The organism is bacterium (assembly GCA_029210965.1).
In the GTDB taxonomy this organism is placed as follows: Bacteria; BMS3Abin14; BMS3Abin14; order BMS3Abin14; family BMS3Abin14; genus JALHUC01.
Genome location: JARGFZ010000030.1, coordinates 1 through 16070, shown reverse-complemented (window position 1 = coordinate 16070; position 16070 = coordinate 1). Strand labels below are relative to the sequence as shown.

The 16070-nt window shown below is 57.2% G+C and carries 18 protein-coding genes; 16 read left to right on the top strand and 2 right to left on the bottom strand.

The genetic code is table 11. The features are described 5' to 3' along the window. The first annotated feature begins 9 nt into the window (after nt 1-9). From P1S59_10765 to P1S59_10690, 16 genes are all read left to right on the top strand, one after another. The gene (locus P1S59_10765; protein MDF1526734.1) at nt 10-525 is read left to right on the top strand and encodes a hypothetical protein; all 516 of its coding nucleotides are present in this window, start codon (nt 10-12) and stop codon (nt 523-525) included. Between the two features lie 3 nt (nt 526-528). Further along, nucleotides 529-2433, top strand: a complete 1905-nt coding sequence (locus P1S59_10760) for a hypothetical protein (protein ID MDF1526733.1) — start codon at nt 529-531, stop codon at nt 2431-2433. Further along, nucleotides 2434-5754, top strand: a complete 3321-nt coding sequence (locus tag P1S59_10755; protein ID MDF1526732.1) for a tetratricopeptide repeat protein — start codon at nt 2434-2436, stop codon at nt 5752-5754. Then, nucleotides 5751-6482: a tetratricopeptide repeat protein gene (locus tag P1S59_10750; protein ID MDF1526731.1), complete on the top strand. Its 732-nt coding sequence runs from the start codon at nt 5751-5753 to the stop codon at nt 6480-6482. Before P1S59_10755 ends, P1S59_10750 begins: the two co-directional genes overlap by 4 nt. Further along, the gene (locus P1S59_10745) at nt 6482-6802 is read left to right on the top strand and encodes a hypothetical protein (protein MDF1526730.1); all 321 of its coding nucleotides are present in this window, start codon (nt 6482-6484) and stop codon (nt 6800-6802) included. Before P1S59_10750 ends, P1S59_10745 begins: the two co-directional genes overlap by 1 nt. A gap of 169 nt (nt 6803-6971) precedes the next feature. Further along, the gene (locus P1S59_10740) at nt 6972-7622 is read left to right on the top strand and encodes a MotA/TolQ/ExbB proton channel family protein (protein ID MDF1526729.1); all 651 of its coding nucleotides are present in this window, start codon (nt 6972-6974) and stop codon (nt 7620-7622) included. Between the two features lie 5 nt (nt 7623-7627). Then, nucleotides 7628-8116, top strand: a complete 489-nt coding sequence (locus P1S59_10735; GenBank protein ID MDF1526728.1) for a biopolymer transporter ExbD — start codon at nt 7628-7630, stop codon at nt 8114-8116. After that, complete coding sequence (locus P1S59_10730; GenBank protein MDF1526727.1) at nt 8113-8610, top strand: biopolymer transporter ExbD; 498 nt, start codon at nt 8113-8115, stop codon at nt 8608-8610. Before P1S59_10735 ends, P1S59_10730 begins: the two co-directional genes overlap by 4 nt. A gap of 10 nt (nt 8611-8620) precedes the next feature. Then, nucleotides 8621-10108, top strand: a complete 1488-nt coding sequence (locus P1S59_10725; protein ID MDF1526726.1) for an AgmX/PglI C-terminal domain-containing protein — start codon at nt 8621-8623, stop codon at nt 10106-10108. A gap of 70 nt (nt 10109-10178) precedes the next feature. Further along, on the top strand, nt 10179-10901 hold the full coding sequence (locus P1S59_10720) for a MotA/TolQ/ExbB proton channel family protein (protein ID MDF1526725.1): 723 nt from the start codon (nt 10179-10181) through the stop codon (nt 10899-10901). 86 nt (nt 10902-10987) lie between these two features. Beyond that, nucleotides 10988-11575: a peptidoglycan-associated lipoprotein Pal gene (gene pal / locus P1S59_10715; GenBank protein MDF1526724.1), complete on the top strand. Its 588-nt coding sequence runs from the start codon at nt 10988-10990 to the stop codon at nt 11573-11575. 299 nt (nt 11576-11874) lie between these two features. Continuing rightward, nucleotides 11875-12567, top strand: a complete 693-nt coding sequence (locus tag P1S59_10710) for a hypothetical protein (GenBank protein ID MDF1526723.1) — start codon at nt 11875-11877, stop codon at nt 12565-12567. 197 nt (nt 12568-12764) lie between these two features. Further along, nucleotides 12765-13115, top strand: a complete 351-nt coding sequence (locus tag P1S59_10705) for a helix-turn-helix transcriptional regulator (GenBank protein MDF1526722.1) — start codon at nt 12765-12767, stop codon at nt 13113-13115. Nucleotides 13116-13171: 56 nt separating this feature from the next. After that, nucleotides 13172-14158 (top strand): hypothetical protein, encoded by a 987-nt coding sequence (locus P1S59_10700; GenBank protein ID MDF1526721.1) that lies wholly within the window; start codon nt 13172-13174, stop codon nt 14156-14158. Between the two features lie 244 nt (nt 14159-14402). Then, nucleotides 14403-14765: a type II toxin-antitoxin system RelE/ParE family toxin gene (locus P1S59_10695; GenBank protein MDF1526720.1), complete on the top strand. Its 363-nt coding sequence runs from the start codon at nt 14403-14405 to the stop codon at nt 14763-14765. 5 nt (nt 14766-14770) lie between these two features. Further along, nucleotides 14771-15079, top strand: a complete 309-nt coding sequence (locus P1S59_10690; protein ID MDF1526719.1) for a helix-turn-helix transcriptional regulator — start codon at nt 14771-14773, stop codon at nt 15077-15079. 227 nt (nt 15080-15306) lie between these two features. On the opposite strand, the gene P1S59_10685 is transcribed toward P1S59_10690, so the two are convergent. Together P1S59_10685 and P1S59_10680 are read right to left on the bottom strand one after the other, a co-directional pair. Further along, on the bottom strand, nt 15307-15681 hold the full coding sequence (locus tag P1S59_10685; GenBank protein ID MDF1526718.1) for a type II toxin-antitoxin system VapC family toxin: 375 nt from the start codon (nt 15679-15681) through the stop codon (nt 15307-15309). Further along, nucleotides 15681-15887, bottom strand: coding sequence for an AbrB/MazE/SpoVT family DNA-binding domain-containing protein (locus tag P1S59_10680; protein ID MDF1526717.1), 207 nt, complete (start codon nt 15885-15887; stop codon nt 15681-15683). The genes P1S59_10685 and P1S59_10680 overlap by 1 nt, the downstream gene beginning before the upstream one ends. Between the last annotated feature and the right edge of the window lie 183 nt (nt 15888-16070).

The window sequence follows — 16070 nt, the reverse complement described above, 5'->3', positions numbered from 1 at the left end:
GAGGCCGACATGTTGAGCTGGCACAGAGCGCTGGTTTTAGGGGTTTCGCTGCTTGTCATGAGCAGCGCTGCTTACGGACAGGAAGTCGCAAGGGAGCAGGTCAAGGGCCTGGACGAGCAGGTCCAGGAGATCAAGGGCGACGTCCTTAGCATTGCGGCGGAGCTGGGCCAGCTTGAAGAGGAGCTGCTGTATCCGTCCAATACGCAGGTCGCGGTATTCGTATCACTGGCTGATAAAGAGGCGTTCCGTCTCGATTCGGTTCAGATCCAGCTGGACGGCAAACCGGTCGCGAACCATCTCTACACCTTCATGGAATTGGAGGCTTTGCAGAAGGGCGGCGTCCAGCGCATCTACACCGGCAATATCCGGTCCGGCGAGCACGACCTGAAGGTCTTTGTCATCGGCAAGACCGCGGGAGGCGCGGATCTTAAAAAGTCGGAGCAATTTACGGTCAACAAGGACGTGGGCCCCAGGATCGTGGAGATATCCCTGGACGCCGCAAATATCACCATGAATGACAGGTAGACCATGAACAGGCTGTTAGTGCTATTGACAATTCTGGTGTTGTCGGCATCCCCGGTGTCGGCGGGCACGTTAGCTCCGCCAGGCACGTCGGCTCCCATAGTCCTGAAGGACCTCTATTTCGGAGAGGCCCTTTATTACGCGTTCCAGGGGGAATGGTTCGATGCCATCGCCAGGCTCGACATGGAGCTCATGCAGTACTACGGGGTTGATGAACCCGAGCTCGACACCCTTCACTACCATATCGACCAGGCGCAGTTCGATGTTGGTGATTTCGAACTGTCCTACCGGATGCACCGGCGCGCGGGGCGTGCCATCACGGCGGTCATCCAGGGCAACGTCAGCGAGCCGGTGCGCAACGAGGCCCTTTTCCGACTGGCGCGGATCTACTTCCAGAAAGACCAGCCGGTCAATGCCCAGTACGCCGTCGAGCGTATCAAGGGGGTTGTTCCGGACAGCATTCGCGAAGACCTGGCCTTCCTGCGGGCCCAGATCCATATGGCCAACGGCCGATTTGCCGAAGCCGCCGGTATTCTCAGGGGCCTTGTGGTGGTTAAAGGGCTCGAAGGTTTTGCCTCCTATAACCTCGGCATTGCGCTGATCGGCGATGGAAAGGAACCCGAAGGGCGCCGGTATCTTGACCGCACCGGCCAGATCGAAACCGGCGATGAACTCACTCTGGCAATCAAGGACAAGGCCAACCTCGTCCTCGGGTCAAAGCTGTTAGGCGAAAAGGATTACGAGGGAGCCAAGCTGGTGCTCGACCGGGTGCGTCTTACCGGTCCCTTTTCCAACAGGGCGCTGCTGGGCTCCGGATGGGCGGATGCCTTCCGGGGCCGCTTCGAAAGGGCCCTGGTGCCCTGGAGCGTCCTGGTGACGAGGGAAGTCACCGATGCCTCGGTGCAGGAAGCCATGCTCGCCGTTCCCTATGCCTATGGCAGGTTGAACGTGAGCAGCAAAGCGGCGGTGGTTTATGGCAGGTCCCTGGAGAAGTTTGACGCCGAGATCGACAAGCTGGGGGCCTCTATAAGGAGTATCCGGGAAGGCCGCTTCCTCAAGGCCCTGGTGCGGGAAGAACGGAAGCTGGATGCCGACTGGGTCGTCCGGCTGCGCGAACTTCCCGACACGCCCGAGACCTACTACCTGCTTGACCTCATGGCCTCCCACGATTTCCAGGAGTCCCTCAAAAACTATCTCGACCTTACCCAGCTTAGCCGGAAGCTGCAGGGCTGGGAAAGTGACCTGGACGCTTTCGAGGAGATTATCCAAAAGCGCCGTGCTTACTACGAGCCGCTGCTTCCTGATATCGACCGCCAGTTCCGGCGGCTCGACTCGCAGATGCGCCTGCGCCTTGAGCAGCGCGACCGTATCGAACAGAGGCTGAAGGCCATGCTGGTGGTCCCGAGACCCGATTACCTGGCCACCGCCCGGGAACGGATCATCGGTGAACGCATTGATCTTCTGGAACGGAAGCTGAGTATCTATGACACGGCTGTGCCCAGCGGAGCCCGGCCCCGCATCAAGCGTCTGAAGGGGGTGCTGCACTGGAATGTCTATACGGAGTACGATCGCCGCTTCACCGATGCCTTTAAACATCTTCGCGACTTAAACCGCGAAGTGGATATCCTGAAAAGGCAGTACGACGCCTTTGTGCGCACTCGCCAGGCCGCGACCCAGAGCTACGAAGGCTACGTCGAGCGAGTCGGCCGCCAGAGGCTCGCGATGGGAAAGGCCAGGGAAAGGGTGGATGAACTGATGGCACGTCAGGGCAATATGCTCGAAACAATGGCTGTTGCCGAACTCACGATGCGTCTCGAGCGTCTTACCGATTTCCAGATCAAGGCGCGATTTGCCATGGCGGACAGCTATGACCGCGCCATCAGGGCCCAGGGCCAGGAAAAGGACGAGTAAATGAACCGGCGACTTCTTTTCATATTGGTCCTTCCTCTGGCGCTGGCGGCCTGTTCAACGGTCAGTCCCAAAGACACCACCACCATCGCCACGCTGCGCGATCAGACCGTCCAGATCAGGGAAGAAAGGATCGAAGGCGGTCTGGACAAGGCGATGCTCAGTTATCAGCGTTTTTTAGAAGATACGCCGGACTCCGAACTGAAGCCCGAGGCCCTCCGCCGTCTGGCCGACCTTAAGCTCGAAAAGGAATACGGCACCCTCACCGGGGGCGCCGAACCTGCCGCGCGGGCGTCTGCACTGCCAGCCCCTGGGCGCATTGAGCTTCCCCAGGCCGCAGCGATCGGAAAGAAGACCTCCGATGAGCCAATGGCGGCCCGTTCCGTTCACGGTGAATCCGAGGCCGAGTTTGAAAAACGGTCAACTCTGAGCTCACTGCCGGACAGCACCGCACGTGCCGCCTCCGATCTCGAAAGGGCGGAGACTCGTGATGCCGTTGCCCTTTACGAGAAGCTGCTGAGCGATTACCCCCATTACGAGCGTAACGACCAGGTGCTGTACCAGATGTCCCGCGCCTATGAGGAACTGGGGGAGATCGAAAAAGCCATGGCGGTCATGGACCGGATGGTCCGCGAATACCCCGGTTCTCGAAATATGGACGAAGTGCAGTTCCGGCGGGCTGAATCCTTCTTTGCGTACAAGCGTTACCTGGATGCCGAGGACGCTTATCAGAGCATCGTGGACACAGGGGAAGGTTCCTCATTCTACGAACTCGCGCTGTATAAACTGGGCTGGACTTTCTACAAGCAGGAACTTTATGAGGACGCCCTGAACCGGTTCATCGCGTTAATGGATCACAAGGTCTCAAAAGGATACGACTTTGAAAATACCGGGGACGAGCAGGAAAGGAAGCGGACAGACGACACCTTCCGTGTGATCAGTTTGAGCTTTTCCAACCTCGGAGGGGCTGATTCCGCGGTTCAATACTTCTCCAACCACGGCAAGCGCAGTTACGAAGACAAGATATACAGCAACCTCGGCGAATTCTACCTCGACAAGCGCCGTTACGCCGACGCCGCCGCTTCTTACAACGCCTTTGTGGACCGCAACCCGCAGCACAAGATGGCGCCAAACTTCCAGATGCGGGTTATCGAGATCCAGGCCGCCGGAGGGTTTCCCAGTCTCGTCCTCGACTCCAAAAAGAAATTCGCCAGGAGCTACGGCCTGAATGCCGGATACTGGAATTATTTCAAACCGGGTGATCGTCCGGACGTTCTGGGTCTATTAAAGACCAACCTGACGGACCTTGGGAATCACTATCATGCCTGTTACCAGGATCCGAATCAGGCCGAAGACAAGCCGGCGAATTTCGAAGAGGCCCTGCTCTGGTACCAGGAGTTCCTGGCCTCGTTCCCCGCGGACCTCGAATCGCCCGTCATCAGCTTCCAAATGGCGGACCTGCTGCTGGAAAACCGGTCGCTCGCCGCCGCCGCTGTCCAGTTCGAGAAGACCGCGTATGAATACCCGACCCACGGTAAATCCTCTCAAGCCGGTTACGCGGCCGTCGCGGTATACCGTGAACTGCTCGGCGCCGCAGCGCCGGCAGATGAAGATGAGACCAGGCGGGAGGTCGTCCGCAGTTCGCTGAAATTTGCCGACACCTTCCCTGATCACGAAAAGGCCGCGATCGTCCTCGGGGCCGCCGCCGATGACCTCTACGACATGAAAGAATACAAACAGGCCCTCGCCGCCGCGAGAAGGCTCATCGAGATGTTTCCTGACACTGATGTCGAGGTGGTCCGTGAAGCATGGCTGGTCGCCGCCCATTCCTCATACGAACTTTCGCTCTACAGCGAAGCCGAGAGCTCTTACCTGAACGTGCTGGCACTGCTGCCCGGAGAAGACGAGACACGCCGCACCCTGACCAACAATCTCGCGGCATCGATCTACAAGCAGGGGGAACAGGCCGATGCCGCCCAGGATTACCGCGCTGCGGCAGATCATTTCCTGCGGGTGGGACGCGCGGCACCGGGTTCTACGATCAGGCCGACAGCCGAATATGATGCCGCCGCGGCCCTGATCCAGCTCCAGGACTGGGAGGCTGCTGTCACAGTGCTGGAAAAATTCCGCGGCGACTTCCCTGACAGCACATTGCAGTCTGAAGTGACCAAGAAGCTCGCCTATGTCTACGAGAAAAACAACCAGCTCTCCTTCGCGGCCAACGAATATGAACGTGTCGAAAGGGAATCTGAAGATGACGAGATCAGGCGTGAGGCCCTCCTGGTCGCGGCCCGATTGCACGAGGAAGATGGCAGCACGACCCGGGCCCTGGAGGTCTACCGGCGTTATGTGGAGTATTTCCCCCAGCCGGTGGAGGTTAATCTGGAGACGCGCAACAAGATCGCCGGGATACTCGGGGCGCAGGGCGAGCGTGAAGCTTACCTTACGGAACTTGAAATGATCGTGGCCATCGACGCCGCGGCCGGAAGCGCGCAGACCCCGCGGACGAGATATATCGCCGCACAGGCCGCGCTGGTACTGGCTATCAATGTCTTCGACAAGTTCACGGCCGTCAAGCTGGTGGAACCCCTGGAGGACAACCTTCGTTTAAAGCGCGAACTGATGAAGACGGCGACTGAGGATCTCGGACGGCTCGTGGATTACGGGATCGGGGAGGTCACGGCCGCGGCCACCTTCTACCTTGCCGAGATCTACTCTCACTTCAGCAGGGCCCTGATGACATCGGAGCGTCCGGAGGGCTTAAGTCCCCTGGAGATGGAACAGTATGATCTGGCCCTCGAGGAGGAAGCCTATCCCTTCGAAGAGAAGGCCATCGATGTCCACGAGAGTAATCTCAAGCTGATCCCCCTCGGGGTCTACAACGAGTGGATCGAAAAGGGCCTCCAGAGGCTGGCCGAAACCGTACCCGCCCGCTATGACAAGCCGGAAGAGGCCAGCGGCATCATGAGTTCTCTTCGGACCTACATATTCGCAATTAATCGACCGGCGCTGATCGATTCTCAAATTTCCACAACCGAAGAGCCCCGACCTGCGGTACCCGGTCAGGCAGAAGAGCCCGGATCGGTCACGGAGGTCGAAACCGTTAAACCCGCTCAGAGTGGAGAGTCCGATCCTGATACGGAGGACGAAACTGTTCAGACTGCTCAGGATGAGGAACCCGGTCCTGATGTGAATGCCCAACCCGGGGAATCCGCTCCGGGTGAAGACCCCGATCCTGTTGTGGAGCCGGAAACAGACGAGCCTGGTCAAAGTGAGCCCGAGAGCTCCCTTGCAGGAACGGACCAGGCGGCAAGGAGCCAATGATGCAGTATACGGAGCGGACAACCTTGCGAAGATGTAAAACAGGAGCATGCGCCGGGCTCCTCGTTCTGGCGCTGCTGCTGTCCGTTCTCGGCGGCTGTGTGACCACCCCGAAAGAGCAGGTCCTGCTACCCGCTGTCCCCCCACCCAGCGTGGAGGTTGAGGAGAAACTCCCGATGGAACCGACTGTCGAGAGACTCGATAACGGCCGGGAAGGCTTCGTCATCACAGAGGGCCTCCAAACGGATGTGGAGCTGCAAGAAGACTTTGATCGCGCGGTCACCCTGCTGAAGGATGAGGACTACGACAGGGCCATTGCCCTTCTTGAAAAGGTCATCGCCAGGTCACCGGGCGTCACGGCGCCTTATATCGACCTTGCCATCGCCTATGGGCGCACCGGCAGGCTTGAGCAGGCCGAGGAGAACCTCAAGGCGGCGCTTGAGCTGTTCCCCGGGCACCCGGTGGCATCCAATGAATACGGTCTTTTGTACCGCCAGACCGGACGGTTTGCCGAGGCGCGGGCGGTGTATGAAAAGGCGATTGCGCGCTTTCCGGACTACTACCCGGTGCAAAGGAACCTGGGGATCCTTTGCGATCTATACCTGGGCGATCCTGCCTGTGCCCTCGAGCATTATGAAATTTACAGCGAAGCCAACCCGGAAGCTGAGCAGGTGAAACTGTGGGTCGCGGATCTGCGCGCCCGGCTTGGACACGATGAAGGAGGAGAATGATGGTTCGCATATTGGTTCTTTGCCTGTGCATGCTCCTGTCACCGGTCTCTATGGCCATGGCCGGGGAAAAGGGCGTGGACGAACAGGCCGCCGTCCGGGAGCCGAAGTTGGACCGGGAAGCGGAGGCCAAGGAGATGTCCGGCATGTCCATCGTCGGTAACGAAGAGGCCCCGAAGTCTCTCTACATCGTCCCGTGGAAGAGTTCGGAGATCGGTGTTCAGACAAGCCTGGACACGATGTTCAGCGAGGGCGACGTCCCGGTGGACCGGGAAGTTTTCAAGCGTCAGATCGAATTTTACCAAATCAGCACCAACAAATGACTTAGTAAAAAGTCATCAAAGCGCCCCGTCGGGGGCGCCCGAATCAATGACTGTGAATGTCAGGCATTGATTCGTGAGGAAAGGGGAAACCACGTTTTTTCCTTTCCGAGGAGCAAAAAGCCGATAACGGACTTTTTGCGACCCTACCAATCGAGAGAGGAGGAAGAAGATGGGATTCTATTCGCTAGTGGCGTTTTTCCAGAAAGGGGGGCTGTTCATGTACCCCATTCTGCTGGTGTTCGCGGTCGGTATTGCCATTACCGTCGAGCGCTGGATCGAACTGAAGCGCACCGATTACTCCAACAGCAGGATGTGGGACGCGCTGCAGCCCGTACTGGCAAAGGGCGATTTCGACAAAGCCCGGGAGATGGTCAACAAGGACAAATCCAACATGTCGAAGATGCTCGAGATGGGGTTGGTGCGCCAGGGTGCGGTTCGGCGGCGCGATGACATCGAGATCGCCATGGAAGAGAGCCTGATGGAGATCATTCCCCAGTTGGAAAAACGTACGCCGTACGTGGCTCTGCTCGCCAACATCGCCACCCTGCTGGGATTGCTCGGGACGATCATGGGGCTGATCGAGGCTTTCACGGCCGTCGCCAACGCGAACCCCGCCGAGAAGGCCGACCTGCTGTCTGCCAGCATCTCCGTGGCCATGAACACAACAGCCTTCGGGCTGATGTCGGCGATCCCCCTTCTGCTTTTCCATTCCATGCTGACCTCCACCACGGGTCACATCGTAGACAACCTGGAGATGGCATCGGTAAAGGTGCTCAACAACATCTCCAATTTCGCCATACGCCAATTTGATGGGAGCTGATCGTCATGAGACGACGTAACTTTAAGAAGAGAAGGGCGGAAACACCACCTCTGGATGTCACGACTTTCCTGAACCTGATGGTGGTCCTGATACCTTTTCTGCTCATAAGCGCCGTTTTTTCGCGCGTCACGATCATGGAGTTGACCGTTCCGACCAGTGCAGCTCAAGCTGCGGAGCGCACGCCGAATTTCGCTATCGAGGTCATCGTCCGCAAGGCGGGACTGGAGATCGGGAATGGTCAGTCGGTGGAAGCCTCCATCCCGAAGGAAAACGGTGAATACAACATGCCTATGCTTTTCGAGGTCATGACGCGCCTGAAGGCCCTGTACCCTGAAAAGGATGATGCGACGATCCTGATGGAACCGGATATCGAGTACGACTACCTGATCCGGATCATGGATGCGGTCCGTGGCGCCGAAATTCATGAGGAAGGGAGCGAAGAGGTTCAGAAAATAGTTCTCTTCCCCAACATATCCATAGGAGACGCGCCATGAGAAGCAGCCGACGCATGAAACGCATGGCCCGCAGCCAGAAGAGAAAAGGCAAAGGCCTTAACCTGACACCTCTTATGGACGTTTTCACCATCCTGGTGTTCTTCCTGCTTTTCCACTCTTACGGCGGCGATGTCATGGAAGCGCCAAAACAGATCGAGCTGCCCAATTCGGTCGTAGAGACCAAACCGAGGGAAACGGTGATGATCATGGTCAGCCCCGAAATGGTGCTGGTTCAGGGTGAAAAAGTGATCGACACTGCTGAGCTGCTCGGCAACGGTGTGGGGCCGATCATGGAGATAGCGGAGAGGCTCAAGCACCTGGAAAGCAATATCATAGGGATAAGCACCAAGACGGTGGCTGAAAGCAAAGAGGTGACTGTCCTTGCCGACAGATCGATTCCGTTCAGTGTGCTCAAGAGAATAATGTCAACCTGTACTGGCTCTGGATACGGAAGGATCTCCCTCGCCGTCATCCAGAAGGCCACTCAGGGCTAGTGGGGATGCCGTGAATACTTCCATTTTAGAACAGGAACTCGCGCCACTGGAAGCTCAGATCGAGCAGGTGCGGCAAAAACTGGAGACGCTCAAAGGTGAGCTTCGCGCTGTAGAGGGGGAGCTCAACACCTTTTCCGCTGATAAAGAGCGATTCGATACCTTGCGTGATGTGTGCGACGCACTCGATAAGCTCGGGGAAATGGAGGCGGACGGACTCTTCTGGGAAGAGATTCCCGAAGCCAGGGACCCCTCCAGGCAGCTGGAAAAAGTGAGAGCCCGCATTGCCAGCTTCGAGGAGGAAAACAGGGAGATCCTGGAAAAGCAGCGATCTCTCCAGGGGCAGATCAAGCAGCGTCTGGACGACCTGTATTTCCTGGAGGAAGAGGTGCGTGACGCCTATGACCGGGAAGAACAACGCAAGGAAGAGTTCGTCCTGGAGCGGGAGATGCCGGCCTTTCCCTATCGTGTCGCACTCATGCCATGGGCCAGAGAAGCTGAGAGCGAAAGGCGTCTCCGCCGCGCCCTTCTGGTAGCGCTTCTGGTATTCCTTCTATTCGGTTCTCTCATTCCCTTGATAAAAGTACCCATACCGGACCGAATGGCCGCCGCACCGGAAATTCCAAAGCGCCTGGTTCAGCTGGTCAAGAAGGATCTGCCGAAGCCGGCACCGGTGCCGAAAACGGAGCCCGAACCGGTGCTGGAACAGATCGAGGAACAGAAAAAACAGGCAAAGAGTGAGCCCGAACCCAAGATCGATGAACCCAGACCCCAGGCCGAAGAGCCCGGGTCAGGTGAACGGCCGGAAGAGAAGCCGACACAAGTGGCCGCCAATGAAAGCGGGGCATCAGCAGCGAGGAAGAAGGCCGAAGGGGTCGGGATCCTGAGGTTCAAGAACGCCTTTAAAGACCTGATGACCGAAGCTCCGGTTGCCAGGCTCGGTACCGAAGCCCCCCTCAGTAGCGACAGCCCTCAGGCGGAAGGACAGGCCGTGGCCCAGCGCTCGCTGGTGGCCATCCAGGCGGAGGGCGGTTCAAGGGTCGGTATTGGCAGTGCCGGTGTCAGCCGCAACATCGGAAGCGGCAACGCCTCCAGGCTCGGTGGAGGCGGCGGCTACGGCACAGGCGGCGGAGGCTTTGTTCAGGCACAAAGTACGATCTCGAACCTGGAAGAGTCGTCGAGGCCGACGAGTGATGGAATGGCTCCCGGGCGGACGGACGAGGAAATCCAGATCGTTTTCGATCGGTACAAAGCGGCGCTCTATCGGATCTACAACAGGGAGTTGCGCAAGGACCCGACGCTGCGCGGGAAGGTGTTGATGCGAATGACCATCGAACCGGACGGTACGGTGTCCATGTGCGAGGTAGAATCCACCGATCTTGGTTCGCCGGACCTGGTATCCAGGATCGTGGAGCGTATCGGGAGGTTCAACTTCGGCCCGAAGGAAGGTGTACAGAAGGTGACCATCCTGTACCCCATCGACTTTCTGCCCGCCGGTTAGGGGTACGAAAGGGTCAGCGCTGTCGTAAAGGATCCAGGTAATCGGATCATCAGAATCCAGGAGGAAAGCTATGGGAGTCAATGCAATGATCGGTTTTTTTCAAAAGGGGGGTCTGTTCATGTACCCCATTCTGGTCGTGTTCGTGGTTGGCATGGCCATTACGGTGGAGCGCTGGTTTGAACTGAGGCGCACCCGGAGCACAAACAGCAAGGCGTGGAATGCGCTCCAACCCCTGCTGGCAGAGGGCGATTTGGACAAGGCTCGGGAGTTGGTCAACAAGGACAGATCCGTTATCTCGAAGATGCTCCAGATGGGGCTGGCGCGTGTGGGTGCGGTCCGGCGGCGGGAAGACATCGAGATCGCCATGGAGGAGAGCCTGATGGAGATCATCCCCCAGTTGGAAAAGCGTACGCCGTACGTCGCTTTGTTCGCCAACATCGCCACCCTGCTGGGGCTGCTCGGAACGATCATGGGGCTCATCGAGGCCTTTACGGCCGTTGCCAATGCGAACCCCGCCGAGAAGGCTGACCTGCTGTCTGCCAGCATCTCGGTGGCCATGAACACCACGGCCTTCGGGCTGATGTCGGCGATCCCTCTTCTGCTTTTCCATGCCATGCTGACCTCAAACACGGGCCACATCGTGGACAGCCTGGAAATGGCATCGGTCAAAGCGCTAAACAGCATCTCCAATTTCAACAAGAAATACTTCGATGCGGAGTCCGGGTTCCCGGCCGAAAACCAGCGGGATGCGGCTGGGGAAACTCAGGGGAAGACGACGCACGCCGATTCCTGACGAAGCGTCGATGAACAATGGGTGGGGAAATGTTAAATAATGGAGATATTCTACGTTCGAATCCGAAAAAAATTGGGAGGTGGACAATGATCAAAGAAAAGAAAGGTATCCTCGTTACTCTGGCAGTCGTTCTTTTATTTAGTTTCTCACTGGTAGATTGCGCCAAAAAACCCGCAGCACCCGGCCCGGTTGAACAGATGACACAAACCCAGGATCGGGAGGAGACTCCGGCTACACCAGGGAAGGTGGAAAAGTACACACCTCCGGCCGGGGAGGTGCCGCCGCCCCAGGAGCCGAAAGCAGTCAGGCCGGGAACCACGCGCGAGGCGGCTGCTTTTGGGGTTTCCGACCTCGTCGATGTGTTCTTCGAATTTGACAGTTCGGACCTCACTTTGGAGTGGAGAGACAGACTTGCCGACAACGCCAGTTTTCTCAAAGCCGCTCCGGGTATCAGGATCGTGATCGAAGGTCACTGTGATGAGAGGGGTACCAACGAATACAACCTCGGTCTGGGTGAGCAACGTGCAAACGCGGTACGGAATTATCTCATCTCACTGGGTGTTTCCGCTTCCAGGATCAGGACGATCAGTTACGGTGAAGAGAAGCCCTTCGCTGTCGGGCACAACGAGTCAGCCTGGAAGCAGAACAGGCGGGCCCATTTCGTGGCGAACTGATGAAAGGTTAAAGGTTAACGGGTGAGAATTGGGGTCACGGCGCGAATTTATCAATTCTTGACAGTGTTAGCAGGGGTATTGCTGAATTCCAGCCCTGACACCGAACGCGCTCTGACACCGAACGCGCTGACACCGAACGCGGCGGCTTCCTCCGATGGGTACTCTCAAAAAACCCGCTTGAAAAGTTCGAGGGTGAGATCGGGGAAACCCCGGTGGTGCTCAACGACGGGACCCACCTCGCGCTGGATGGCGATAAGTTCTCCGTTACGTGGATCGGCCACGCCACCTTCGCCCTGAAGATGGGCGGGCCTGTCGTTCTGACCGATCCCTTCTTCACAAAACGGGCCGCCATCGTTCCCGCCTGGAGCCGTACCACTCATGGGGACATCGCCTTTGATGATGATGCTCCCGTCAGTGACCAAATAGACCCTTCCGCCATCAGCCCCAGCCGCCTCGGGAACGGTGGTTATAAGGCCATCTGTTTCTACGACGATATTGGCTTCGTTCCCGTCATCGATCTCGAAAGAAAGATATGTGGAATCATCGGCAGTGGTGACGGTGCCCTGGACGATGAGGTCGTTATCCAGCAGGTACCAGGCTTTGGGAGTCCCGCCGGTATCGCTTGCCACCGGAAGGGTGAGGGTCGCGCCAACAGCGACGTATATTCCGGTGACCGCCGGATTGAGCCCGCTGTCATCGTCACCGTTACCTTCATAGATACGGACAGAACTGCGCATCAGAGTGCTTTTTACGTAAAGCCCCCCGTCTACAAGATCCTCATCCATGAGAACCGTGATGTCGGCAGACACCGTGTAGCCGTTGGCCCCAAGATTGGCGGTGTAGACCGGATCCGGGAAGCTGGCGTCCACGGTACCGGTCCTTGCCGGGATAACGTCACCGTCGGACTGGATGGTCGAGGTGTCCCCATCACCGCCCTGGGTCGAGGTTCCGCCCGCCGTAGCCTCCGGCGAAGGTGGGTGCCTGGTTCCTGACCCCAATAATCCATTTCGCAGTCCCATACCGCTTTAACTCCTGCGCTCTGCATGACGCCCCGAGCCCGAACCCGAGCCTAAGCCCGAACCCGCCTACTGACTTATTCGCCGTTTTGTCACTCACAGCGTCCGTCTTTCACTTTTAATTTTCCCCCTTCCCTTGACATCCTCAGATAAGCGTGTACTATGTACTACACATGACACTTGGCGTCTACATACGGGAAGCGAGGGAAAAGCTCAGGGAAGGGGATCTCTCCTACTCCCTGCGGCAGGTCGCTCAGAGGATCAACATCGAGCCGGCGTACCTGAGCAAGATCGAGCGGGATCAGGTCCCGCCTCCCGGTGAGGATACCATCCGACGGCTGGCCCTGGACCTGGGTGAGGATCCGGACCTGATGCTGGCTATGGCGGGGAAGGTTTCCTCGGATCTGCAGGAGATCATTCGTAACCGTCCCCAGCTCTTCGCAGAGCTGATCCGCCAACTGAAGGAACAGCCTGATAAAGCCATCTTGAGGATCGTGAGGGTAGTGAGGGGTGGGGAATGGTAGGAGAAGGGGAAAGGTTAAAGGAGAAAGGAGAAAGTTAAAAGGGGAAGGGAGATAAAATGATCGAACTTAAAAACGACCGATTGGTTTTCAGTTTTCCGGAGGTACACCCGGAGGCAAAATGCAGCATTGAGTTTCAAAGAACCCTCCGCATCCCGGACGACAACCGGGAGTATAACCTTCCGCCCGGTTTTGGATGTTTCCCCCTGTTTTACGTGGACGACTATAATAACACCGTTCCGGAAACGTGGTTGGCCCGTGGGGGGGTCTTCCTGCCCATGTACCAGGCAGAAGCTATGTGGATCTACCTCCACGGCTCTTACCCCATGGCCATCAAGGTGGCTGCCGGCAAGATCGACGCTGTCACCGGGGAAGACTGGAAGAACCAGCTCTCCCGGAAGCCCCAGGACTACCTGGTGGTCCCGGACCAGCCCTGGCTGGACGGCTTCAACGTGGACGAGGGCCTCATCCGCCAGTTCGTGGCCATGCCCCTGGGCGAGGGTTATACGGCGGAAGAACAGCTCACTGGTGAAGCTGAACACGGCGGCGTGCAGATCATCGCTTTCCCCATGAAGAGGGAGGAATACGACAAGCTGAGCCATGAGGACATCTACATGACCGAAACCGCGCCGATCCCCATGTGCGCCGGTGAGGCAGAAATGGAGATGGCCCTCGCTCCCGGCGGCCTCATGCGGCAGGAGATCTACGAGGACACCTACGGGTTCAATGTGTGGGAGCGGGATATCAGTTCGCGCTGCTATGTCCACATAGCCAACAGCGTCCAGTATTTCGGCCTCACCGGTGAGGAGCCCCCGACTCAGCTTCCTGACGCTCAAAGCTACACCAACGCCGGCCTGCCATGGTTCGAGTACTACGACAGCGACCGGACGGCCCTGGAAGGGGCGAAGAAACTGGCGAACCTGGACAGCGTGGCCGCGAAAAAGGGGAAGAAGGGGAAAGGGGTGTTGGAGGGGAATGATCCCGTGAAACCGAAGGTCGTAAAGAAGCTGAGAAAAAGGAAGCTGGTGAGGGAAGGAGAGTTTTAATAGAAAAGGATAAAGGGGAAAAGCAATGCAGAAGTGCTGAGGTGCAGAAGTGGCGTAGCCCGCATCACCTTCAGCACTTTTCGCTTTGAACTATTTATACCTTCCGCACTCCCTTTTCGTTGGCCCTCCTATTGCACTTCCAGGTGTATGAAAAACTTCCCAACCATTACCATCCCTTGTATCGCAAAATCGCGATTGACCACTTATGCCTATTTTGCGATAATTCAAAAGGCCGGGGCAGCGGATGCCTGAGACGGAAGTTGTCCTTTTTGCTGAGTCTGATGGTACCTGTCCCCTGCTCCACTGGTTAGACGGGTTGCCGCGCAAGGTCCAGGATAAGTGCATCGTCAGGGTTGAGCGTTTGGCTGAAATGGGTCACGAACTGAGACGACCCGAGGCGGATTATTTACGGGACGGCACCTTCGAGCTCAGAGTCAGTTACCATGGGATCCACTACCGGATACTCTATTTCTTTTACGGTAGGACCGCTGTGATTTCTCACGGCTTAATAAAGGAAAAGGAAGTACCGTCACGTGAGATCGAACTGACGATAAAACGCAGGTCCATGTATGCCATGGATCCTGAAAAGCACACCTACCGGGAGTGATCCAGTTGGCGAAAAAGAAAACAGCTAAAGCCGTGAAAATCCTCCAGGATCGTTACATTGGAGACGACCCGTGCCGCAAAGCATTCCTGGAGGAGGAGCGCCTCAATGCCCAGGTGGCCCGGACGATCTATCAGATGAGGATTGAATCCGGCATGACCCAGAAACAGCTGGCAGACCTCATAGGAACGACCCAGTCTGTCATCAGCAGGCTTGAGGATGGGGATTACGAGGGGCACTCACTGTCGATGGTGACCCGCATCGCTGAGGCGCTGGAGAGGAAAGTGAGGGTGCAGTTGGTGGGGAAGGGAAAGTAGGTAAAGTGCATTAGTACACCAGTGCACCTGTGCACAAATGACCCCCCTGCACTTCCTGTATTACCTTGCCAAAGTGGGGATAGAAGGCATGATTAACTTACTTTGGGTCGGGGCATGCCACAATTCCCCCATCGATGCGTTACACTTGCTCCCCTCGACTTGGCTCGGGGCAGGCAGGGCAGGCGGCCTGACCCCCACTGACCCCCACATGATCCCCGCAAATACCACTACTTCTCAAGAAAAATAACACCCTCCATGTCCTTCAGGTCCGCGTCCGATGTGATCAACTGCGCACTGTATTTTCTTGAAGTGGCGTAGACGATGGCGTCAGCCATGGCAAGCCCTGTGCTCAGGGAGATTTCAGCGGACTCCAGGGCCAGCACGCTGTCCAGGTCGATCACCCGGCATTGGGTCATGTGGGCCGTACACCGGATGGCTGTTTCTTCGGAGGATGTCCTTAACAGGAACTTGTAGACCTCGTAAAGGACGATGGCAGGGACGAGGATCTCCTTCATATCGGCGGCCAGTTCTTTCCCGTAAGCAGCGGCCTGGGGCCCGCCCGTGAAAAATTCCAGCCAGCCGCAGGAATCAATGAGCTTCATCAATACCGGTCGTCCTTTTCCCGGTAGCCCGTCACAGGAGCTTTTACGGCGGACCCCCTAAGGTCTTCTATGGGCGCCTGGGGGATCATGTAGAGGATGCCGGCTTTTTCCATGACGAGCAGTTTCTGCTTCGGCTTTAAACCCAGTTTCCTCCGGATGTCTTTCGGGATCACCACCTGAAACTTGGTCGAGATCGTAGTTTCCATTGCTGCCTCCTGTGTTTTACTGAAAGATTATCGATAAGCAAAACGTAATACACTTCAGAGCCTGCGTCAATATATAAAAACTGCAACTGAACGTGCAGTTTTTATATCTGGGATTCTGGGGGTCAGGGCGGGAATTTAGCAATTTATGACATTGTCACTTGGTTTTGCAGATGATCTTGCTTA

What these genes read in the sequence shown, in the direction of transcription:
- P1S59_10720 (MDF1526725.1), top strand. Translation starts at nt 10,179, where the DNA reads ATGGGAGTCAATGCAATGATCGGTTTTTTTCAAAAGGGGGGTCTGTTC.
- P1S59_10760 (MDF1526733.1), top strand. Translation starts at nt 529, where the DNA reads ATGAACAGGCTGTTAGTGCTATTGACAATTCTGGTGTTGTCGGCATCC.
- P1S59_10730 (MDF1526727.1), top strand. Translation starts at nt 8,113, where the DNA reads ATGAGAAGCAGCCGACGCATGAAACGCATGGCCCGCAGCCAGAAGAGA.
- P1S59_10700 (MDF1526721.1), top strand. Translation starts at nt 13,172, where the DNA reads ATGATCGAACTTAAAAACGACCGATTGGTTTTCAGTTTTCCGGAGGTA.
- P1S59_10740 (MDF1526729.1), top strand. Translation starts at nt 6,972, where the DNA reads ATGGGATTCTATTCGCTAGTGGCGTTTTTCCAGAAAGGGGGGCTGTTC.
- P1S59_10755 (MDF1526732.1), top strand. Translation starts at nt 2,434, where the DNA reads ATGAACCGGCGACTTCTTTTCATATTGGTCCTTCCTCTGGCGCTGGCG.
- P1S59_10680 (MDF1526717.1), bottom strand. Translation starts at nt 15,887, where the DNA reads ATGGAAACTACGATCTCGACCAAGTTTCAGGTGGTGATCCCGAAAGAC.
- P1S59_10765 (MDF1526734.1), top strand. Translation starts at nt 10, where the DNA reads ATGTTGAGCTGGCACAGAGCGCTGGTTTTAGGGGTTTCGCTGCTTGTC.
- pal (MDF1526724.1), top strand. Translation starts at nt 10,988, where the DNA reads ATGATCAAAGAAAAGAAAGGTATCCTCGTTACTCTGGCAGTCGTTCTT.
- P1S59_10710 (MDF1526723.1), top strand. Translation starts at nt 11,875, where the DNA reads ATGGGCGGGCCTGTCGTTCTGACCGATCCCTTCTTCACAAAACGGGCC.
- P1S59_10705 (MDF1526722.1), top strand. Translation starts at nt 12,765, where the DNA reads ATGACACTTGGCGTCTACATACGGGAAGCGAGGGAAAAGCTCAGGGAA.
- P1S59_10685 (MDF1526718.1), bottom strand. Translation starts at nt 15,681, where the DNA reads ATGAAGCTCATTGATTCCTGCGGCTGGCTGGAATTTTTCACGGGCGGG.
- P1S59_10695 (MDF1526720.1), top strand. Translation starts at nt 14,403, where the DNA reads ATGCCTGAGACGGAAGTTGTCCTTTTTGCTGAGTCTGATGGTACCTGT.
- P1S59_10745 (MDF1526730.1), top strand. Translation starts at nt 6,482, where the DNA reads ATGGTTCGCATATTGGTTCTTTGCCTGTGCATGCTCCTGTCACCGGTC.
- P1S59_10735 (MDF1526728.1), top strand. Translation starts at nt 7,628, where the DNA reads ATGAGACGACGTAACTTTAAGAAGAGAAGGGCGGAAACACCACCTCTG.
- P1S59_10750 (MDF1526731.1), top strand. Translation starts at nt 5,751, where the DNA reads ATGATGCAGTATACGGAGCGGACAACCTTGCGAAGATGTAAAACAGGA.